Below are 21,969 nucleotides of genomic sequence, written 5' to 3' on the forward strand. Positions count from 1 at the left end.
CTGTACGAACCATTGTGACTATAACGGAGGTTTTGAGAAGCTTTACCCAAGCAAAAAAATAAACTTGTCCCCGTTTCGGCATGTTTTATTTATCGGTTTACACCTCCATCGAAGGTGACATTATGAATTTTGAAATGGTATTTAAGCAGGTGATCCAACCTTTTGAAGAACAAGGAATCCAATATGGCCTCATTGGAGGGTTTGCACTTGGTGTCATGGGCATTCTTCGTTCGACCATCGATATTGACTTCTTGATCCTGGTCGATGATCTTGAAAAAGCCGAAAAGGTTCTCTCTTCTGCCATGTATTCATGTATTTATAAGACTGAAAATATTTCACAATATTCCTCCAGTATTAAAGCGTTGGGTAATATCGATATCATTCATGCATTCAGGCACCTTTCCAAAGAGATGCTTACCCGTGTACAAAAATTTACGGTCTTTGATCAATATTCGGTAAAAGTACTTTCGCCTGAAGATATTATCGGCCTCAAAGTCCAGGCGATTGCCAATGAGCCGTCACGCCATGCTGTCGATTTTCAGGATATGCGCTTGATTTTGAAGTATAAAAATATGAACCGACAAGATATCGACTGGGAACTTCTTAAAGACTATTTTGACCTTTTCAATAAACAGGACCTTCTGATCCAGCTAAGGGATGAATTTTTATGAAACTTTCAGAGCAGGCAAAGCGGGAACTTGCAGCGTTCTCCGGTTCGGTTGATTTCAGCAACATCCAAAAGATCGAAATAGCCCAAAATCCCGGAACACAAGAGGCTACCAACCAGTTTACAGATTTTGTCCAGGGGCTACACCGAATGGGTAATCACCCCACCAGGAAGCATAAGCTCATGGCGGGTTCTTTATTTCTATTATAGTGCAGATGAATCGGAATTGCCCGAAAGAACCCATGCCGAGCTGGATCTGATCCGGCAAAAAGAGGTGGAAGATCTGTTTGCCATGGAAAAACCGGAAATAGCTTTTTCACGCCTGGAAAAGGAATAAAAGATGGTCAACAAATCCCACGATCACAATTTTAAAAATTTGTTGCTGGATTTTCCTGTAGAATCCCTGGAATTCTTTTTCCCTGAGGCCCTGCAGGAATGGGGCAGCGTGCAGAAGATTGTTTTTGGTCGCCAGGAACCTAAAAAACATGAGAGCGTTTTGGAGCAGTAGTAATTATTTCAGATTGTTATCTGTATTTAACTGCCATGGGGGTTGCCAAAAGAAAAAGAAGTCATAGATTTAGAATTTGACATTTAAAAACATAAGAATAACTATGGCTTATATAAATACCGAGTCTCACAATAATCAATTTACTGTCAAGACTCCATACTTTAAATTACAGTTGGCGGATTCCAATGAGAATCGAAAAATCCTGATGGTCATTTTTCGAAGCCTTCAAGATCTTGAAACAGGAAAGCATTTATTTACATTTCAAATGATTGCTGACACATTTGGTTATGGGGACCGCCGTAATGTGAACAATTATTGGCGAGAATTTGAACAATGTGAAAAAAATATTCCGGATTACATTCAACGAAAACGCAAGGTTGACCAAGAGGTCGTTCAAGCAGTTCAAGCCGAATTAAAGGAAAATATCCAGGCGCCTTTGCCTGAGCTATGTGAAAAAACAAATGAACGACTTGGTCGATCGGATTTAACATCAGCCAACATCCAGGCTGCTCTTGAACAAATCCCTTGTACTGTCATTCGAAAGGTTATCCGGTCCAGGTGGGAAGCCGGCACATTTTATCCCAAAGAGGAAGTGATTTTGGAAGAGGCAATGTCGGCGTTGCAAAGTAACTCTCCACAAAAGAAAAAATGCATGCTGAAGATTATGTCGGATCTTCAAATAGAAGGCCGTCTTCCAGATGAAGAAAAAGAGACATCCATCGACGAAAGGAAAGCAGCAGAACAACTTTTGGATATCAATGCCTCACCGAATGACATTTCTGAACCCGTACGTTTCAAAGTAGCTGCCATGGGTTTGTACTTCTGGAATGTGCCGTTGTCTCGTATCGGTCTCTGGCTGGGCAAAGGGAAAAGTACCATATGGAGTTGGGTGACCCTATTTGGTGAAAAATAAAAAACCCATTACAATGAGAAATTGCAAGGGGTTATGAAACTTTATGGTACTTTCCGAAATAACTAAATGGTGGAGGCGGCGGGAATTGAACCCGCGTCCGAAAACAGTCAGCAGTGGCTTCTACATGCTTATCCTGAATTTTAAATTTTACTGATGATCTCTTTCAGGATAGATATGCAACAGTATAGCCTGAGAATTTTAACTTTACACATGACAGGCACCTGTGTAAAGCAGTCCCGCATAGTCGACGCCCTTTACCGGAATCTGCAGGAAAAATCCCGGCAGGACGGAAGCTGCTTTTAAGCAGCTACAGCGTAATCGTAATCGTCTGCGATTATCTTTAGGTTTCCGCTGATTTTACGAGTCAACAGAAAACTCGGCATGCTACCAAAACCTCGTAATCTCCGTCGAAGCCTTTTCGCCCCCAAATTGTAAAAGATCAAAACAAAAGTAAATGACAAAGCTTAAATAAGACAACTTTAAAATTTTAATGAGATTACATCAAGCCGTGATCATTTATTTCCACTAATTATATATATTGAGTTATATAAAGTCAACCTGAAGAAAAAATTTTGTAGAATTCTATTTTGGTGAATATACAAGTTCCGGCTCAAGATCATATGTCCATGGCGCTCCTGAGTTTATCCAGCCGTTAACAGTTCTTTTCCCGTTTTCATCCTTGTCGCCTTCAAATCCATCAATAATATTATATACGTTTGTAAATCCGGCAGATGCAATCTTGTTTATACAGGCAGCGCTTCTGGCACCTGATCGGCACATTACAAGAATTGTGTCATCTTTTTTAAATCTTTTTTCAATATCGGTAATGAAATTTTGATTGGGTGGCATTATGAGTTTTTTGGATTCATTAAGGCCAGGTTCAAGAAACATAAGAGGAATGTTCACAGCCATTGGAGCATGCCCTACAAAAACATATTCACAAAATGTTCTTACATCAAGAATCTTTGTGTTTTCAGGTGCATTCTGAAACATTTCATATGCCTCTTTTGCAGTAATGTACTTTCCAAGAACAGTCTGTTTTTTGGCAGGAATTGCTGTTTCTGAAGATAAAGCGGTTGTTGTGGCAAGCAGGCATAAAGCCAAGGATAGTAATGTTACCCTTAATAGATGTTTTTTCATGGTTCCTCCTTTTTTGTTTTTTGATTATGGATTGTACCTTGGATAAAAAAACTTAATTTCCGGATATCAGAATATACTCATAAATGTCAATTATATTATTTTACAAAAGAATTAAAAGTTTTTTTTAAGATAAGGAAGGTTCTCTCTGATTCATAACTCTCTTGACATTGGTTTAACAAACTTCTATTCAGAGTATTTACGTGTATTGCCATAGGGAATTCATAGCGAACAAGTTACCCACATCCAAAGAGAATTATTTTAAAAACAAACCAGCACAGGTAATATTGACAAAACAATCGGCAAGGAACCATATCAAGTGTCAGAAAAAATATTAAATCCTTCTCTTCAAATTAAAAAATTTCAGACAGGAAATGTTCTTCTCTTATCATTTTCCCATTTTATCCATGACATCTATACAAGTTTTCTTGCCCCTCTTCTGCCACTCATTATTGAAAATTTTTCAATTACACTTGGCCAGGCAGGATTGCTCTCCACAGTGATGCAGATACCATCTCTTTTTAATCCTGTTATAGGTATGCTTGTTGACAGAAAAGGTCTTGTAAAGTGGCTCATAATTTTATCTCCAACTTTAACAGCTATTCCCATGAGCCTTATAGGGCTTGCATCTTCCTATTGGATGTTGCTTTTTATGTTTTTTGCAGCAGGTATAAGTGTGGCAATGTATCATGTACCTGCACCGGTTCTGATTGCCCGTGTGGCAGGAGACAAAAAAGGACGTGGAATGAGTTTTTATATGACCGGAGGAGAGGCAGCAAGAACCCTTGGGCCTATTATTGCAGTTGGGGTGGTCTCTATGGGAGGATTGCAGGGTTTCTATCCCATGCTTCTTTGCGCTGTGTTTACCTCGGTTATACTATATACCCAGCTTGCAGATGTTGATATGCCTGCACCATCTCCTGTTAAGCTTTCCATTGGCTCAACCATGAAGGAGATAAGAGAAGTTATGGTTCCTCTTGCAGGAATTTTGACTGCAAGGTCATTCATGCATTCTGCAATGGCTGTTTTTCTTCCTGTATTTATTGAAAAGGAGACCGGAAACCTCTGGCTTGCAGGCAGCGGCCTTGCTCTCTATGAAGCACTTGGAGTTGCAGGGGTTTTAAGCGCAGGAAGCTTAAGCGATCTTATGGGAAGGAAAAAAATACTCACAGCAGCAGTGGTAGCAGCTCCTGTGGCACTTTTTATCTTTGCGACAACAGATGGATGGGTAAGGATTGCCATGATGCTTATCACAGGCTTTACCCTGCTTTCAACAACCCCTGTAATGCTTGCTGTAATACAGGAACATGCTGTGGAGAGTCCTTCGGCTGCAAATGGTCTTTTTATGATGGTCTCTTTTATTACCCGTGCTGTTGCAATGGTCATTGTGGGTGTGGTGGGAGATTATGCAGGTCTTGAGAATATGTACATTATATCATCTCTTCTCGGATTGATAGCAATTCCGTTTGTATTTAAACTTAAATGCAGCAACTAACTTGAGAGTCTTATACAGCAACTATCTCAAAAGTCTTAAAGATAGCAACAAACTCAAGAGTTGTTATTTAGTCAGGCGTTGTTTTACCGTGCAAGTATCACATAGTCTTTTGATACTATTATTCGTAATATGAGTGCATTTTAGGATCAAACGCCTCACGAATACCCTCTCCTGTGAAGGTTACTGCCATAAGTGTCACAACAAGGGCAGACACAACAGAGGCTGAAATCCACCATGCGCTCATGTTTGTCCAACCCTGTTGAAGGAGTTCGCCCCAGCTTGGTGTAGGTGCCGGCAGACCAAAGCCAAGGTAGTCAAGGGATGTCAGGGAAACAATGCCGCCTGATATGGCAAAGGGTGCATATGTAATAATAACTGAAATGGTATTAGGTATTATGTGTCTGAAGATTATTCTAAAACTGGATGCTCCAATTGATCTTGCAGCAAGTACATACTCCCTCTCTTTTTCCCTGTAGGTCATGGTTCTCATGACCCATGTCATGTTGATCCAGCCAAAAAAGGCCATAATAACAAGAAGAATCATGAAGCTTGGCACCACAATTGACGATACAATGATAACGACATACAGAAATGGAATGTTGCTCCATATTTCAAGTATTCTTTGGAAAAAGAGATCAAAACGTCCGCCAAAATAACCCATTGCACATCCAAGGGTGATTCCGATGGAGTAATTGAGCAAAAGAAGGATTGATGAAAATATCATGGCGGTTCTGAACCCATATACAAGTCTTGCCAGGATATCACGGCCAACGTTGTCTGTTCCCAGAAAGTGCCTGTCAGAAAATGAGGGGGGAAATGGCGGATATCTGTTCTCTTTCAGGTCATTTTCATAGGGGTTGAATGGCACAGGGGGCATCAGCACAAAGTTAAAGGTTCTTTTTTCTGTCCTGTCGAAACTTTTTTCTCTTGTCTGTGCATTTGTCCTGATTTTCTGTTTGAGTTCCCTGTAATTGGTCTCATAATCATAGCCCAATCCAAACTGGCTGCCGGGAATCATCTCGCCATAGGTTGGAAAATATATTTTTCCATTGTAATATACCAAAAGTGCCCGGCTGTTGATTAGAAGTTCTGCAAAAAGAGATATTGCAATCATTGCTGCAAGAAGTATAAAAGAGAAAAAGCCTCTTTTGATTGAGATAAAGCGTTTTAATTTTTTTCTGGTTACAGGATCTGTTTTCATTTATAAACCTTTATGGCCGAATTCAACGGCCAGCCATAGACCATGAAAATCTGGCATACTTCATATTCCCACAAAAGTACTTTACACTTTTTTGGGGGAAACACCCTGAAAACAAAGTTTTGTTTCAGAAAGTGTAAAGTGATTATGAAGCATGCCGAAAATCTTAACGTTTTTGAAAAACAAAGCATAATGGCAACAACTTACGCCGGATATTCAAAAAAAAGGTACAACCATAAGCAATCTCGTATCACTCTTCATGTCAGCTTTAACAAAGCTGTTGCATTTAAATCAAGCAATTTTATATTCTTTTGCTTCAAAACGGTTATAAAAATATGGAACTTGTAAAAAAACATATTGGCAATAGTTGTGATACTGTGAGCAGCAATAATGAGCTACCAGTACAGGCCGCACTTTACACAGCGTTTCTCTGCACTCTGTTTGGTGCCAATGCAGTAGCAATAAAGATAACTTTGTCCGGAATGGGTATTTTTACCAATGCCGGTATCAGGTTTGCCATTGCTGCAACAACTCTTTTTATATGGGCAAGATTAACCGGCCAGCCACTTTTACTTAATCGTGATCAGGCAGTAAAAATGTTTATTCTCTCAATGATATTTACAGTGCAGTTGTCATGCTTCTACAATGGATTGAGCAGGACAACAGCATCCCATGGAACCTTGATCGCAAATCTTCTGCCTTTTGTGGTGCTGATTCTTGCTCATTTTTTTATTCCAGGAGATCGAATAACACTTAAAAAAATCAGTGGGATTTTATTTGGGTTCACAGGAGTTGCCTTCCTTTTTATTGATGGTCAAGCCATTGCAGGGGATCTTCTTACAGGTGATATCATTATTTGCTGTGCAGTATTTTTGTGGGGATGCAATGCTGTTTATGTTAAAAGAGTTCTTGCAGGAATAAGTGCTGTTCAGATAACCTTGTATCCCATGATGTTTGGAGCCCCCCTTTTTCTGATTGCAGGTTTTTTATGGGACGGGGAGATGATAAGATTCATGAACCCATCCATAGTCAAGGCTCTTATCTACCAGAGTTTTATAACTGCCGCCTATGGATTTGTGGCATGGAACGGACTTCTGCACAGGTTCGGTGCCACAGCTTTGCACTCATTTATTTTTATAATGCCGGTGTCAGGGGTGATTTTCAGTGTAATGCTTCTTGGAGAGCCATTGACCATGAACATTATTATTTCCATTATTCTGATAATTGCCGGAACTTTTGTTGTTAACAGACCTGCTTCGTCTTAATCCGTGAGAAGAAGTGAAAAGAGATCAGTACGTTCATGAGACTTTAAAAAAATTGAGGTTGCCACATGAAAAGAAGAGAAATATCATTTTTCCTCAGAAATATTCCTGGGGAGTTTGGAAAAATTGCGGATCTGCTTAAAGATAGAAATATAAATATAGAATCAATATCCATACAGGATGCTTCTGCATATGTGCAGACTCTTTTTAATGCAAGGGGTAAATCCCTGAAACGTATTGCATCCAATGGAAGCTATGTTTCCATGCAAAAAGACTCCTATGAATTTGCACTTGTAAGGCTTCTTGTTGACAAGACAGATGCTGCAATTGACGTTATGAAAGAGTGCAACTATATTTTTGAAATTACACCTGTTGTTGCCATGTATCTGCCCAACAAGCCCGGAATTCTTGCGGATTTGACATCTGAGCTTGGCAGAAACTCTATTAACATCAATTATATTTATGGTTCAACTTCGGATAAAGGAAAAAATTGTCTTTTTGTAATCAGTCCGGAAGATATTGAGTTGGCAGAGGCAATTTTCGGGAATAGCTGAACAATTCAGAAATATTTGAGAAATTCCGCAATAGCTGAGCAATTCGTAAGCGGCTGAATGATTTGGAAAAACAAAGAGTGATGTGCAAATACTCTATCAATTCCGAAATAGCTGAACAATAAACAATTTCCGCAACAAGGGTGTATCCATGCGATTGAGAATGATAATACTTGTTCTGGCTCTTCTTGCGGTGCTTTCTGCCTCTTCGGGTGGTTTTCTTTACTACTATTCATTAAAACATGCAGCTTTTCAACAGGCCCAGAGCCATTCAGATACCCGGCTTGAACTATTGAGCCGGCAATTGAACTCCTATCTCTCGGAGCATGTCAAGCCGGTAAAGGTACTCTCATGTATGGAGGAGATGAATGCACTGCTTCTATCTGCTGAGAAACTGGACGTTAATCCGGCGGATCGCTCATACATTGAAAAGTCAAGCCATTTGCCCTCCGGAGATGTTAGTATTGGAAATTCCGGCACTGATTCTGCTGTTGATTTATCCCTTGAAAAGCCCATTGATCTTCCTGCCGGCGATGTTAACATTGGAAAGATAAACTATATTCTTGATAACTTTGCCCACTCCCTTACCCTTGAAGTGTGCTATATCATGAACAGGGATGGAGTCACCATTGCGTCAAGCAATCGAAACGATCATGACTCCTTTGTGGGAAAGGACTTTTCATTCAGACCATATTTTATGAATGCAATTTCAGGAATACCTTCCACCTATCTTGCCCTTGGAACCACCACACGTCAAAGAGGAGTTTATTACAGTCATCCTGTCTATTGTTATGCCGAAGACAACAATTTTTCAGGTGAAAGTGCCCGTAATAATATAAGTGCCCGTAATAAAATAAGTGCCCTGAATAAAATTTCCGTTGATTCCGGCAAAGTCCATTCGCCTGGAAATTTTGTCAGAAATATTTATTCATCAGAACTTGTTCGGGATTATGTTTCATCTGAATCTGCCAAAGTCGGGCAGGTTTGCGGTGTTGCCGTTATCAAGGCATCGGTTGAACGAATAGAGTCCCGGCTTTTTGTTGGATCTGAAGGTATTTTGCTTGTTACGGATCCCAATGGTGTCATATTTATTGCCAACAGACGGGAGATGCGATTCATGCTTCTATGGAAGCTTGATCGGGAACAGATAGAAAAAATAAATGAAACAAGACAGTTCGGAGACGGGCCGTGGCTCTGGACAGGCTTTTCATTTACAGGCGACAACAGTGTGACAGACAGAAACGGTAAAGAGTATATTTACTCTGATATGGCCCTTGAAGGATATGAAGGGTGGTGTATGGTTCACTTAAGAAGCCTTGATGAGATAAGCCGTCATCTTGCAGACCCCTTTATCAGGATAGTAGGGCCTGTTATTCTTGTAATTGCAGGCTTCATAGCTGTGTCGGTGTTTATTCTATACAGAAAGGCCCTTCAGGAGATTCTGCGCCGTAAAAAAGCTGAAAACGAATTGCGCCTCAGTGAAGCCCGATATCGTCATATTTATCATAAAACTCCTGTTATGCTTCACTCCATTGACAGGGATGGATGTATTATCAGAGTGAGTGACTACTGGCTGGAGAAAATGGGATATTCAAGGGATGAGGTCATAGGTAGAAAACTTACGGATTTTTATTCTGTTGCATCTAAAAAATATGCTGAGGAAGTTGTTTTTCCGGTTTTTTTCCAGACAGGTTTTTGCGAAGATGTTCCTTATACATATATTGCTAAAAATGGAAGACACATTGAGATTATGCTCTCCTGTTACGGAGTTCGGGATGATTCAGGACGTGTCATACGCTCGCTTGCCGTGAGTGTGGATGTTACGGAAAAAAATCAGGCACAGCACGATCTTGAAAAAGCACGTGAGAAACTCTCCTGTTATTCCATGGATCTTGAGCAGCAGGTGGAAAAAAGAACTGATGAGCTAAGAAAAGTGCAGGATCAGCTTCGTAAGCTTTCCGGCAGTATAATGGCTGCCCACGAGAATGAGCGTCGGGCAGTTGCAAGAGAACTTCATGATCATCTGGGGCAGATTCTAACAGCCCTTAAAATGGATGCTTCATGGATAAGCAGGCATCTTGAATCCCGGGATCAAGATGCTGCTGAGAGGGCTTCAAGAATATGTGGCCTTATTGATGATACAATAGCAGATGTAAGGGAGATGGCATTCAGGCTAAGACCTGGTGTTCTGGATGATCTTGGGCTTGTTGATGCCCTTGAATTTCTTGCAAGGGAGTTTGAGAAACGATCTGATGTCTCATGCCGCTTCAGGCAGGTTGGAGAGATGGTTCCCGACCTTGACGATACACTTGCCACAGCTCTCTATCGCATTGCCCAGGAAGCTCTCACAAACGCCTTGAAACACTCCTGTGCAACGGACATTCTGGTGACAATATCTTTTAAAGAGGTTTTTGATCATTCTCAAAATTTTTCGGAAATATCGGAAGGTAAGGGTATCGTTGATCTTTATGTGGAAGATAACGGCTCCGGCTTTATCCTTCATGAAAGCAGGGAGTATCATGGATTGGGTTTGACCGGAATGAAGGAACGTGCCAATCTTGTTGGCGGAAAACTTGATATTATCTCTACTCCGGGCCAGGGAACCAGGATTGTTTGTCGTGTAATGCTTAAAAATGAGACAAAAAAAAGGAGAGAGCATTAAAATGATTAAAGTGCTGCTTGCAGATGACCATAAAATAGTCAGGGAGGGACTCAGAAGGATTATTGAAGAGAGCGGTGAGATGACAGTTGTTGCAGAGGCTTCGGATGGTAATGAAACAATTCAGAAAACACTGAAATTTAAGCCGGATGTTGCTGTGGTTGATATTGCAATGCCTCCGGGAATGGATGGGCTTGAAGTTGTCTCAAGGCTTAAGTCCCATCTGCCTGACCTGCCGGTGCTAATTTTGACAATGCACGATGAGGATCAGTATGTTGTAAGAGCCATTGAAGCCGGTGCCATGGGATATGTCACAAAGCAGTCAGCGCCGGAACAGCTCGTGGATGCTGTCAGAAAACTATGGTCAGGAGGACGATATCTTACGGAAAAGGCAAGTGAAGCTCTGGCCTTGAGGGTGGTAAGGGGTGACAGCAACAAATCTGCTGCCGAGTCTCTATCCATGAGGGAACTTCAAGTTCTGCGCAAACTTGCACTGGGACAGACCAATCATGAGATTGCTGAAAGCTATAATATAAGTGTAAAAACTGTTGATACCTACCGTTCAAGAATTCTTAAAAAGCTGAACCTTAGAAATAATGCTGAACTTTCACGTTTTGCCATACAGAACAAGATTATTGATCTTTAGGCTTTGTTTTTCAAAAACGTGAGTTCTTATTTCTGATTTTCGTGTTATTCTGGCAAGAGAATCAGAAAGGCTCTTGGGTATGACTCCTAAATAACGTACATGGCGGATATCCGCCAAAATCGAAGGAATGAAAGTATTTATTGACAATCCCTGATTCTTTTGATCCATTCTTCAGGAACTATATCATAAAACATCTTTTCTGTTTCCTTTGCAGATTCCCTGAAGACCCTCTTCTCTTCCTGTGATAAATCAACAATTTCAAAAGAGCTATTTAATTCAGCATAATCCCTCAACATCAATTTGTATCTTTTTTCAAGGTCAATTGCCTTCTCCCTGACTTCTGCTGTAACATCTTTCAGGATTGCTGTCATCTGCTTGCGCATTGTCCAGGGAAGACTTTTCCAGAAATTCTGGTTAATAATAACAAGGTATCCCATGTAGCCATGATTGGAAAATGTGAGGTAACGTTGCACCTTGTTATAGTTGAAATTGTATATATTGCAGGCACTATCTTCCTGACCATCCATAATTCCCCTTTCAAGCATTTCATATACCTTTGAATATTCTGTCTGGTAGCCATATGCACCAAAAGCATTGATTTGTGCCTGAAGTATCTCAGAGTCCCCTATTATTAATTTAAGATCTTTAAAATCAAGGGGTGTTTGCAGCGCATTTGTATTGCAGGTGAACTGCTTGAACGAATTGTCCCAGAATCCAAGAAGGGTTATCCCCATTGCCCTTTGTTCAAAAAGTTCTTTTATCTTTCTGCCTATACCTGCGTCAATTGCTTTGTGAACAGAATTGATATCATTGAAAAGAAAAGGGATATCAAAAAGCTGCAAGCCTGGCACAAATCCCTTGAATTTATCACTTGAAGGGGCCGCCATTTCAAGAGCCCCCATTGCAACGGCCTCGATTGCCTGATTGTCATTGTAGAGTACTCCGTCTGAAAATACCTCTATTTCTATTTTCCCTTCCATTGCCCTGTTGATTCTTTTTGCAAACTCAAGTGCTCCCCAGCCCCTGGGGGTATTTGCTCCATCAACATGTGAAAACCTTATCTGTACAGGGGAAGGTTCTGATAAGACTCTGGAATATGGTGCAAAGCATAAAAAAAGGAGAGCAATTAAAAAGAGAGGCAATTTGGGCAATTTTCTCCCTCCAAAGATATTTGCTCCTTTATGCTCTATCTTTCTCCCTGAAAAGATATTTGCCCCTGTATGCTCTATCTTTCTCCCTCCATGGATGTTTGCCCCTGTATTCTCTATCTTTGTTCCTCCACGGATGTTTGCTCCTATATGCTTTATCAACCAGTATCTTGTTTTTGTTGTATGCTCAAATCCCATTTGTCTTCCCATATTTTATAGCCCGTCAAAAAAGAGTAAAGAAGTAGTTGAATAATATCAAGGATGCCTGATTTTACATTCGGTCTTGCATGGAGACAATGGGAAGAATTCTGATTGTTATGTAGTCTTTTTTCTTACAAGGAATTTTTTCTATGTGGTTTTATGAAAAAATCTAAAATTAATACAGGTAGTTATGGAAAATAAAAAATATCTGATATCCTTTTTGTAAGAAATATTCCTACAGAAGAATCAGAAATACATGGATTGTTTTTTTATCCTGATATTGGTAGTCCTCTATCAAGGTTATCTGACAGAAATTAGATGCTTTTGATTTATGTGGAAAGATAGCAGTTTTTTATTTACAACCATTTATTCAGGAGGTTTTATGAAAAAAGGGCGTTTTGGTATTAAATTGACGGTTGCGCTGTTCACTATTCTCTGCATGGTGTTCTCATCCCAGGCATTTGCAAAAACAAGAGTTATTTTTGGAGGTGGTCCTGCCGGCGGAACATTCCAGGTTGTTGCAAATGCAGTGCAGGTTTACAAACCTATAAAAGGAGCTGCTGATTTCAAGGTGCAGGCACAGTCATCAGCCGGTTCTGTTGAAAATTTAAGAAAAACAAATGCCGGTCGTCAACACATGAGTGTTGTCTATTCAGGTCATGTATGGCTGGGCTTAAATGGTAAAATGAAAAATGACCCTACTGTTTATGATAAAGTTATGGCAGTTGCCTATCTTTATGGTGCCCCTGCACAGCTTGTGACCCATGCCGGTTCCGGAATCAAGAGCGTCAAAGATCTTGAAGGCAAGAAGGTCGGTGTTGGAAATGCGGGATCTGGTGCTTTTGCCAATTGCGAGCTTTTTTTCACACACATGGGTGTATGGGATAAAATTGAGAGAAATGCAATGGGATATAATGATGCAGCCCAGGCATTTGGAAACAATCAGCTTGATGCCTTCTGGCTCTTTACTGCCTTTCCAAGCGGTGCTGTTATAATGGCGGCACAGACAAACGATATTGAAATGGTTAATCTTGGTGCAGATGCTGAAGCCACTGGTTTCTATCAGAAATTTCCATATTTTGCAAAATTGAAAATCCCTGCCGGAACATACAAGGGCGTTGATGCAGATACTCCCTCATTTCAGGATTCAGCCCTGTGGGTTGCAAATGCAGATCTTTCTGATGATGTAGTTTATCAGATTCTTTCCATTATCTATACTGATGAAGGTATTAAACATATGCATGACCAGAAAAAGACCTTCAAGGAGATGGCCATTGCAACCGGTATTAATGGTATTGTAACTCCAATGCATCCTGGTGCTGAAAAATTCTGGAAAGAGAAAGGTGTTCTAAAATAACAAAAATTTGAATAACGTGAATAAAGGGGACAGATTTAAAATATTGAATCTGTCTCCAAAGATCGAAAGCATTCAAATTAAGGGATTGGTTCTGAGTTTGGTCATTTGTCTGAATCAGGATATCCAGGATAACCAGGATGTTCAGGATAATTACTTAATCCTGCCTGTTAATTTCGGGTATCCTGATTCAGACATCCCTACCAACATTTAACATTTTGTAGAAATTAGAACCCAATCCAAAATTAAATATCCATTCCTAACATAGACAAGCAATAATCCAAGAGCTTTTCTGATTCTCTTGTCATAATAATACGAAAATCAGAAATAAGAATCTAAATGATGTTTCAACAATTCTAAACAAGGCAGGCAGACAGTGTACGAAAAATTAAACCGGTTTGAAAAAATAGTCTTTGATATTTGCTCGGTTGCGCTGGTGCTGTTTTATTCATACGCAGCAATTATTCAGCCGGCATCCACCCAGTATCACAGGGGCATCTATGTGATTCTGACTTATATACTTGTATTTCTTATGTATCAATCAAAAACCAAAATCATGAGAGTGGTAGATTACATATTGATTCTACTTTCAATATTCTCTGTTGGTTATTGGATTATCAATTTTGAAGCTATCAACTACCGCACCGGTGCAGAGACTCCTTTTGATATGACTGTTGCTGTGATAGGTGTTCTTATCGGTATCGAACTTGCCAGGCGGGTGGTTGGAAACGTTTTTGTAATTATTGGCGTAATTATGCTGACCTACGGAGTTTATGGATACCTTGCCCCGGATATAGTCTCCCATGCAGGAGCACCTTTTAAAGAGCTTTGTACAAGTATCTTTTATATGAGTGATGGTGTTTTTGGTATTATGGCCAATGTTCTTGCCACTTATGTTATTCTGTTTGTGCTTTTTGGTGCATTTCTTGAAAAATGCGGTGCCCAGAAATTTTTCATTGACTGGCCACTTGCAGCAGTTGGACATAAAATTGGCGGACCTGCAAAGGTTTCTGTTATTGCAAGCGGGCTTTTTGGCTCAATTTCAGGAAGTGCCATTGCAAATACAGTTTCCACAGGTGCTTTCACCATTCCCATGATGAAGAAAGCAGGCTTTAAACCCCATGTTGCAGGTGGTATTGAGCCGGCAGCTTCAATTGGCGGTATGTTCATGCCTCCTATTATGGGTGCCGGCGGATTTATCATGGCCGAGCTTACAGGGCTTCCATACTCAAGAATTATGCTTGTTGCCATTTTCCCAGCTCTCATGTACTTTTTCAGTGTTTTTGTCATGGTTCACTATGAGGCAAAAAGGTATAACATTGTTGGCGAAAAATCAAAACACAGCGCAATGGAGATACTTAAAAAAGAGTGGTTTTACATTCTTCCCCTGGCTGTTATAACCGTGTTCATGCTCACAGGGTTTTCTCCTGGCTATTCAGCCATTGTGGGGCTTATCAGTTGTATCATTATAAGCTGGTTCAGAAAAGATACACGTATTGGTTTAAAGGAGTTTGTTGAAGCATCCCGTGAAGGTACCCAGAACAGTCTAAAGATTGGTGCAACAGTCGGGGTTATTGGTATCATAATTGGAGTTTTGACCTTTTCTGGTCTTGTGTTGACCTTTGCCGACATAATGATTGAGCTTGCAGGCGGTTCTCTTTTACTTACCATTTTTATGGTTGCTCTTGCCTCCCTTGTACTTGGAATGGGTGTACCTGTTACAGCAGCATATCTTATTACCGCTGTTGTGGCTGTTCCTGCCCTTACGCATCTTGGTGTTAACGAGCTTGCAGCACACATGATCGTTTACTGGCTGTCACAGGATTCCAACATTACGCCACCTGTCTGTATTGCAGCATTTGCAGGAGCTACCATTGCCAAGGCCAACATGTGGAAAACAGCTTTTACATCATTTAAATTTGCAAAATTCCTCTACCTTGGTCCTCTTCTTTTTGCCTATGTTCCAGGTTTCTCACTTGATGGCTCCACCATGGATATTGTCAAGGCATTTATTTACATAATGATTGGTACATATGCCTATGCATGGTTTTTAAGTTTTATCTGGGTTGATTCAATTAAGAACGTTTTCAGAAGCAAGGCTGTCAGTTGATGAATTTTTAGATGTGGCAGATAGCTCTGCCACATTCGTTATTTTATACTATTCTTTGGGGATAAACTTGGCGCAACAATAAAAAAATGAGGTTTTTTAATGATCTTACCTGAAGTGAATGTAAAAAATATTCTCTATCCCACTGATTTGTCAGACAATGCAAGGTATGCCTTTGCCTATGCTGTGAGTCTTGCCAATCTTTATGGTGCAAAAATTACAATTCTCCATGTGATGCCCGAGGATCAGAGCATATTTGAGTCCCATGTTGCAGGTTACATCAAATCTGAAAAATGGGAAGAGATCAAGGCTGCCCACTATAACCAGGCACGGGAGTCATTAATTGGCAAACAGCGGGATCATGTTATGATCCGTGAGGTTCTCGACCAGTTTTCTGAAGAGAGCAAGGGGCAGATGGGTAGAACCATTGGTGTTCCTGCTGATGAAATTCTAATTGAGCGTGGAAACCCTGTGGAGCAGATCCTGAAACAGTGCAGGGAGAAAGCGTGTGATATGATTGTAATGGGAAGCCGTGGACACAGCACCCTTGCAGATGTTGTCATGGGTACCATAACCAAACGTGTTTTGAGACGCTCTGAAAAACCGGTACTGGTTGTCCGTCTGCCGGATGAGGATTGATAACGCAAGATTGATAGCTGTTAGTCTGCCATCTATGACTGTTTATCTGTTATATTACGATTTGGAACAACAACATGAATTTGAAGCCTTGACAAAATAACGATTATTTACTAATACCGGATTTAATATAAAAGGGTCTCGACAGTTTGACGAGACCCTTTTTTTTGGCATAAGGGCAAAACTGTTACTGATGGCATTGACGGGAAATCATCAAAAAAATATGGATAAAATAGAGATATACGGGGGTACCCCCTTAAAAGGAACTGTACATATCAGCGGTGCAAAAAATGCAGCTCTTCCTCTGCTGGCATCTTCAATTCTTGTAAATGATAGTGTAATGTTTACAAATATTCCTGATCTTGTGGATATAAAAAGTATCTGCATGCTTCTTCAGGATCTTGGAGCAAAAGTAAAACGTTTTAAAAACAGTGCTACTGATTCCAATGCGGAAAATTCCGGAGTAGAAGTTGACGCATCAAGCTTGAACAAAATTGAGGCAGAATATGATCTTGTAAGAAAAATGAGAGCTTCAATTCTTGTACTTGGTCCCCTTGTTGCCCGTTTTGGCCATGCAAGGGTCTCTCTTCCAGGTGGATGTGCCATAGGAGCAAGACCTGTTGACATGCATCTTAAGGGACTTGAGGCGCTTGGAGCAGCTATCTCCATTGAACATGGTTACATTGAGGCAAAAGCAGGAAAGCTTAAGGGAAACGAGATATATTTTGATCTTCCAACAGTGACAGGAACCGAAAATCTTATGATGGCGGCAACACTTGCAGAGGGAACAACAACCCTTAGAAATTGCGCAAGGGAGCCTGAAATTGTTGCCCTTGCCGATGCTTTAAAAGCAATGGGTGCAGATATTACTGGTGCTGGAACTGCCGTTATCCGTATAAACGGTGTTAATGAGCTTCACCAGGCTGAGATAAAGGTGATTCCCGATCGTATTGAAGCTGGAACATTTATGGTTGCAGCAGCAGCCACAAAAGGAGATGTTGTGGTTCAAAACTGCGACCCTGAGCATATGGGGGGGATCATCAATAAACTTCGGCAGAGTGGTGTTGTTGTAGAAAACTTTGAAAATGCAGTAAGAGTGAAATGCCCAGGAACAATGAGGGGCACTGATATAAAAACCCTTCCATATCCGGGATTTCCAACAGATATGCAGGCTCAGTTTATGGTACTTATGGCCATAGCTGAAGGAAACAGCGTTATACATGAGACAATCTTTGAAAACCGCTTCATGCATGTCAACGAGCTGCAGAGAATGGGAGCTGATATATCCATCTCCGGTGGTAACTATGCAATGGTCAGGGGAGGACGGATTCTATCGGGGGCACCTGTTATGGCATCTGATCTTCGTGCCAGTGCGTCTCTTGTTATTGCAGGTCTTGTAGCAGAAGGGATGACAACCATAAACCGTGTCTATCACATTGACAGGGGGTATGAAGCCATTGAGAAAAAATTTTCGGAACTTGGGGCACAGATCCGGAGATGCTGAAAAGCCTGGGACTTCACGGCCAAATTCTCCAAAAAAAACTGGAACTTCACGGTCAAGCTATTCAATCCCTCCTTTGATTCCATTTTTTATAATCCTTTGTGCCGGAATAATTACATCTGAACACCTTCCAGGGTTTCAGATGCCGGCACTGTGTCTTGCAATCTTTTTTGTGATTAGCCTCTCTTTTATTTACTTCATTCCTGATAATCTCCCCCGAATCATTTCTTTTACTTTTTCAAAAAAAGTCTCTCTACTTGCCATTTTTTTTCTTGTTGGATACTACCTTGCCCACACTGTTTTCCATCCTTTTTTGCCTGAAAATCATGTTGTCAACTTTGCAGACAAAGGAGATTATGAAATTACAGGCACCATTGCATCAGAGCCGGAAGAGTTATGGAAAAGGGTCAAGTTCAGTATGGATATCCATTCAGTATCAAAAGAAATGGTCAATCATGATTTGATTAAAAAAAATGAGTTGCCTGAAAAAAACGGTAAATTACCCGAAGGAAAAAGCAAATTACCCGAAACAAAAGGTGAGTTACCTGAAAGAAAAGGCAAATTACCCGAAAGAAAAGGCAAATTACCCGAAAGAAAAGGCAAATTACCCGAAAGAAAAGGCAAATTACCCGAAAGAAAAGGCAAATTACCTGAAAGAAAAGGTAAATTACCTGAAAGAAATGATAAAGTACCTGAAAGAAGTGAAGCCATGGGGAAAGTACAGGTAAATATTTATACTCCCCTTGAAACCTACAGAAAAGGAGACTTGCTGAAGTTCAGAACAGATATTCGCTCATTGAGAAATTTCAATAATCCTGGTGGGTTCGACTATGTCAGATACATGAGAATGAAGGATATATGGGGGCGTATAAATATAAACGGCAAGAAAGTTGAAGTTATCAAAAGGGGGCTCGGCTCCGGTAACAGCTTCAGAAAAGATTTTATCAGGTTTATAGAGGAGCGTATTAAGGATAAAAATGCAGCAGCAATTCTGGTGGCATTGACAACCGGTTACAAGGATTTGATTCCGGATAGCCTGCGCCACGATTTTTCAGTTACAGGGGCAAGCCATATTCTCGCAATTTCAGGATTACATTTATCAATGATAGCAACTATCTTTTATTTTTGTTTTAATTTTTTATTATCCATGCTTACACCGTTGCTTATAAGAGGTTGGAGTCGTAAGCTTGCAGCGCTTCTGACACTCGTTCCGCTCTTTTGGTATGCTGTTATGTCAGGTTGGTCACCGGCAACAAGGCGTGCAATGATAATGATAATGATGTTCATGGCAGCATGGGTTACAGAGAGGGAAAGCGATGGTTTCAACTCCCTTTCAGCCGCAGGAATACTCATACTTCTGCTTGAGCCGGAAGCCATTTTCTCAATATCATTTCAGCTCTCTTTTTCGGCTGTTCTGTTCATTCTTGCAGGTATTTATCTTGTCAGGTTAAATCACAATTATCTTATTAGAGAACATAATTGCCTTAATGTCGAAAAAGGCTCTAATCTTACTGTTATCTACCAATACATCAAAAAAATTCCTTTCATGAAACAGGTAATAAATCTGATCTGGATATCTTTTTTTGCAACCCTGGGAACCCAGATACTAGTGATGCATTATTTTAATGTTTTTTCATTTTCAGGCATATTTACAAATCTCATTGTTATTCCTCTTATAGGGTTCATATCCCTTCCCCTTGGTTTGGTTTCACTCGGCACATATTCATTTTTTCCAGACCTTGCAAGTGCGCTTGTATCAGTTGCCGGTTATATCCTTTCCTCATGTATCTATTATATAAGGTTTCTTGGAGCGCTATCATTTACCTCCATTGAGACATTCACTCCAGATGGCCTGGAGATATTTTTTTACTATTTTTTTATGCTTTTGCTTTTTATGCGCATAGCAGAGAGTATCAAAAAAAGAGATAAAACAGAAATATCCGTATTTATGTTAAAAGGAAAATCTGTCAGGGTTATTATGCTTGTTCTAATCATCTTCTCTTCGTTTTTGTATGAGTTATGGTGGATAAAAAAAAGATTTTTCAATCATGAGATGGTTGTCACAATATTGAGTGTGGGGCAGGGCAGTTCCGCACTTCTTGAAATGCCTTACGGGAAAACCGTTCTGGTTGACGGTGGAGGATTTTCATATTTTTCAAGGTTTGACACAGGAGAGCATATTATTGCGCCCTTTTTACGGCAAAAAAAAATTCTTACCCTGGATGCTGTTGTCCTGACCCACCCTGAATCTGATCATATCAATGGGCTTGTATATATTATGGAGCATTTCAATGTAGGGGAGCTTGTCAAAAATCCCGATAAAAGAACGACCTCTGCATATAAAGATTTAATGACGGTTGTGGCTGAAAAAAAGATTCCTCTTTGTAATATAGTAGGCGCTGACAATATATTTGAGCCTATTCTGATAAAAAAGCTGGGTAAGGCTGAAATGCATTTTCTGCATCCTGTCAAAAACTTTCTTGAGGTATCTGGTGGAAATGACGACGTGAAGGTATCAGGTAAAAGGGGCAAAATTGAAAATATAAAAAAAGGTAAAACAAAAAACACAGTTGATTACAACAACCACTCCGTGGCATTCAGATTGATTTTTGGCAACAACACTATTTTTTTTCCAGGGGATATTATGTCATATGCAGAAGTAAATTTATCGCAACGTTATGGAAATAAATTAAAATCCGATATCCTTGTTTCGCCCCATCATGGAAGCTCTACTTCAAGCACTGATTTTTTCCTTGATAATGTTGCTCCTGAAAGTGTAATCATATCTTGTGGATGGGATAATCGTTTTGGTTTTCCCCATGAGCCTGTGATAAAAAGGTACATGAAAAGAAATATTGCCATATACAGGACTGACCTGAATGGTGCTGTCACTCTCTCTTCGGACGGGGTGCGATGGAAAATTTCACCGTCAGTAAAGTCCCTTGTTACATTACAAAATTAAATGGTATTACAGGTTCTACAGAGCCTTGAATCCCTAAAGGAGATACAGCTTGTTTTTTATCTATTTTCCCTGTGCTTTGATTGTCGCAATTGTTGTCTATTTTGATTCTATTAAATATAAAATGCCTGTTTGGTGGGCTCCTCTTGTGTTTTTTGCTCCTGCTGCCACTCCGATTTACCTTATCAAGACACGACGTAAAAAAAGCGTTATTCCAATAGCAGTTTGTCTTCTCATATCAGTTGTTGTGTTAGCAGGGGAGGGTTTTCTCTTTTCAAAGGCAAAGGATAAGGCTGAACTTGCAAGCCACTCTCCTGCTGCAAGAGAGATTATAAAATTTACAGACAGGATTAAGGATGTAGTAAATACTCTCAATTATTATACTATCAAACTTGAAGAGGTCAGCGGAGTTGGTGCAAGTACTGCCAATATCAACGAGACCCTTGACTTTGTAACGGATATGAAAGCCCTGCTGCGTGAGCATGAGAATCTGATAAATGGTTTTACCATGACAGTTAATGACTACAGAAATCTTCTAATTGCTGAAAAATTGGGATGGCTTCTTAACATTGAGGGATATTATACTGAAACAGTTGTTGTTAAATATCTTAAAAGCTTTGATGCTTATCTGGAATCTTTTGAATCTTTGCTGAAATATACAGGAGAGTATTTTGATGAGATTCAGATGAAAAGTTTAAAACACCGGAAGAATTATGACGGTTATTACATGAATTATGCCAGAGCTTTGGACAGGCACAGCAGAATTGATGTGGGCAGAATGAAGTATCAGTATAATTTTTTAAAGCACTACCCTGATCTGGAACCATATTTGCCAAAGGTGTTGGACAGTCGTTTTTTCAAGATATGGGTTAAAAAATGATATGACCGTAGTGCACTGTCAATACTTAATCAATACTTAATTTTAGGGTTATCTACAACGTAGAGACAAGGCATAACTTGTCTCTATTGTCACCCCCAAATATAAAAATGATAGTCATTTTGGCATCCTTCATATCATACAGAAAGT

At 40.1% G+C, this 21,969-nt stretch carries 17 protein-coding genes and 1 other RNA gene; 14 read left to right on the forward strand and 4 right to left on the reverse strand.

Features of this window, described 5'->3' with window-relative positions; translation table 11 throughout:
- Positions 1 to 122: 122 nt before the first annotated feature.
- The 3 genes from MTBBW1_RS23995 to MTBBW1_RS24005 all read left to right on the forward strand — a co-directional run bounded on the left by MTBBW1_RS23995 (position 123) and on the right by MTBBW1_RS24005 (position 2,088).
- Positions 123 to 671, forward strand: a complete 549-nt coding sequence (locus MTBBW1_RS23995; RefSeq protein ID WP_080808472.1) for a nucleotidyl transferase AbiEii/AbiGii toxin family protein — start codon at positions 123 to 125, stop codon at positions 669 to 671.
- On the forward strand, positions 668 to 877 hold the full coding sequence (locus tag MTBBW1_RS24000) for a hypothetical protein (protein ID WP_080808475.1): 210 nt from the start codon (positions 668 to 670) through the stop codon (positions 875 to 877). Before MTBBW1_RS23995 ends, MTBBW1_RS24000 begins: the two co-directional genes overlap by 4 nt.
- Before the next feature lie 401 nt (positions 878 to 1,278).
- Positions 1,279 to 2,088 (forward strand): hypothetical protein, encoded by an 810-nt coding sequence (locus MTBBW1_RS24005; RefSeq protein WP_080808478.1) that lies wholly within the window; start codon positions 1,279 to 1,281, stop codon positions 2,086 to 2,088.
- 67 nt (positions 2,089 to 2,155) lie between these two features.
- On the opposite strand, the gene ssrA is transcribed toward MTBBW1_RS24005, so the two are convergent.
- Both ssrA and MTBBW1_RS24015 read right to left on the reverse strand, forming a co-directional pair.
- Positions 2,156 to 2,514, reverse strand: a transfer-messenger RNA (tmRNA) gene (gene ssrA, locus MTBBW1_RS24010).
- A gap of 156 nt (positions 2,515 to 2,670) precedes the next feature.
- Positions 2,671 to 3,228, reverse strand: coding sequence for a rhodanese-like domain-containing protein (locus MTBBW1_RS24015; protein WP_080808481.1), 558 nt, complete (start codon positions 3,226 to 3,228; stop codon positions 2,671 to 2,673).
- Between the two features lie 316 nt (positions 3,229 to 3,544).
- On the opposite strand from MTBBW1_RS24015, the gene MTBBW1_RS24020 reads away from it, so the two are divergent.
- Positions 3,545 to 4,720, forward strand: a complete 1,176-nt coding sequence (locus tag MTBBW1_RS24020) for an MFS transporter (protein WP_245809545.1) — start codon at positions 3,545 to 3,547, stop codon at positions 4,718 to 4,720.
- A 118-nt stretch (positions 4,721 to 4,838) separates the two neighbouring features.
- Here the strand turns inward: MTBBW1_RS24020 and MTBBW1_RS24025 are convergent, their stop codons facing one another.
- Positions 4,839 to 5,921 (reverse strand): ABC transporter permease, encoded by a 1,083-nt coding sequence (locus tag MTBBW1_RS24025; protein ID WP_080808484.1) that lies wholly within the window; start codon positions 5,919 to 5,921, stop codon positions 4,839 to 4,841.
- A 332-nt stretch (positions 5,922 to 6,253) separates the two neighbouring features.
- On the opposite strand from MTBBW1_RS24025, the gene MTBBW1_RS24035 reads away from it, so the two are divergent.
- From MTBBW1_RS24035 to MTBBW1_RS24050, 4 genes are all read left to right on the forward strand, one after another.
- The gene (locus MTBBW1_RS24035; protein ID WP_080808489.1) at positions 6,254 to 7,183 is read left to right on the forward strand and encodes a DMT family transporter; all 930 of its coding nucleotides are present in this window, start codon (positions 6,254 to 6,256) and stop codon (positions 7,181 to 7,183) included.
- A 65-nt stretch (positions 7,184 to 7,248) separates the two neighbouring features.
- Positions 7,249 to 7,734, forward strand: coding sequence for an ACT domain-containing protein (locus MTBBW1_RS24040; protein ID WP_080808492.1), 486 nt, complete (start codon positions 7,249 to 7,251; stop codon positions 7,732 to 7,734).
- A gap of 148 nt (positions 7,735 to 7,882) precedes the next feature.
- Positions 7,883 to 10,393 carry a PAS domain-containing protein gene (locus MTBBW1_RS24045; RefSeq protein WP_245809546.1) on the forward strand — a complete coding sequence of 837 codons (2,511 nt, stop codon included), beginning with the start codon at positions 7,883 to 7,885 and terminating at the stop codon, positions 10,391 to 10,393.
- Position 10,394: 1 nt separating this feature from the next.
- Positions 10,395 to 11,036, forward strand: coding sequence for a response regulator (locus tag MTBBW1_RS24050; protein WP_080808494.1), 642 nt, complete (start codon positions 10,395 to 10,397; stop codon positions 11,034 to 11,036).
- Positions 11,037 to 11,173: 137 nt separating this feature from the next.
- Here the strand turns inward: MTBBW1_RS24050 and MTBBW1_RS24055 are convergent, their stop codons facing one another.
- Entirely contained in the window at positions 11,174 to 12,382 is a 1,209-nt protein-coding gene (locus MTBBW1_RS24055; RefSeq protein WP_186441684.1) for a DctP family TRAP transporter solute-binding subunit, read from the reverse strand.
- Between the two features lie 385 nt (positions 12,383 to 12,767).
- Between MTBBW1_RS24055 and MTBBW1_RS24060 the strand changes: the two genes are divergently transcribed.
- From MTBBW1_RS24060 to MTBBW1_RS24090, 6 genes are all read left to right on the forward strand, one after another.
- Positions 12,768 to 13,742, forward strand: coding sequence for a TAXI family TRAP transporter solute-binding subunit (locus tag MTBBW1_RS24060; protein ID WP_080808501.1), 975 nt, complete (start codon positions 12,768 to 12,770; stop codon positions 13,740 to 13,742).
- Between the two features lie 373 nt (positions 13,743 to 14,115).
- The gene (locus MTBBW1_RS24070; RefSeq protein ID WP_080808507.1) at positions 14,116 to 15,849 is read left to right on the forward strand and encodes a TRAP transporter permease; all 1,734 of its coding nucleotides are present in this window, start codon (positions 14,116 to 14,118) and stop codon (positions 15,847 to 15,849) included.
- 99 nt (positions 15,850 to 15,948) lie between these two features.
- Positions 15,949 to 16,485 carry a universal stress protein gene (locus tag MTBBW1_RS24075; RefSeq protein ID WP_080808511.1) on the forward strand — a complete coding sequence of 179 codons (537 nt, stop codon included), beginning with the start codon at positions 15,949 to 15,951 and terminating at the stop codon, positions 16,483 to 16,485.
- 220 nt (positions 16,486 to 16,705) lie between these two features.
- On the forward strand, positions 16,706 to 17,986 hold the full coding sequence (gene murA / locus MTBBW1_RS24080) for a UDP-N-acetylglucosamine 1-carboxyvinyltransferase (protein ID WP_080808626.1): 1,281 nt from the start codon (positions 16,706 to 16,708) through the stop codon (positions 17,984 to 17,986).
- Positions 17,940 to 20,945, forward strand: coding sequence for a DNA internalization-related competence protein ComEC/Rec2 (locus tag MTBBW1_RS24085; RefSeq protein ID WP_186441685.1), 3,006 nt, complete (start codon positions 17,940 to 17,942; stop codon positions 20,943 to 20,945). The genes murA and MTBBW1_RS24085 overlap by 47 nt, the downstream gene beginning before the upstream one ends.
- Before the next feature lie 49 nt (positions 20,946 to 20,994).
- Positions 20,995 to 21,822 (forward strand): hypothetical protein, encoded by an 828-nt coding sequence (locus MTBBW1_RS24090; protein ID WP_080808519.1) that lies wholly within the window; start codon positions 20,995 to 20,997, stop codon positions 21,820 to 21,822.
- Positions 21,823 to 21,969 lie beyond the last annotated feature (147 nt).

Origin of the sequence: Desulfamplus magnetovallimortis (assembly GCF_900170035.1) — a bacterium.
Classification (GTDB): Bacteria; Desulfobacterota; Desulfobacteria; order Desulfobacterales; family Desulfobacteraceae; genus Desulfamplus; species Desulfamplus magnetovallimortis.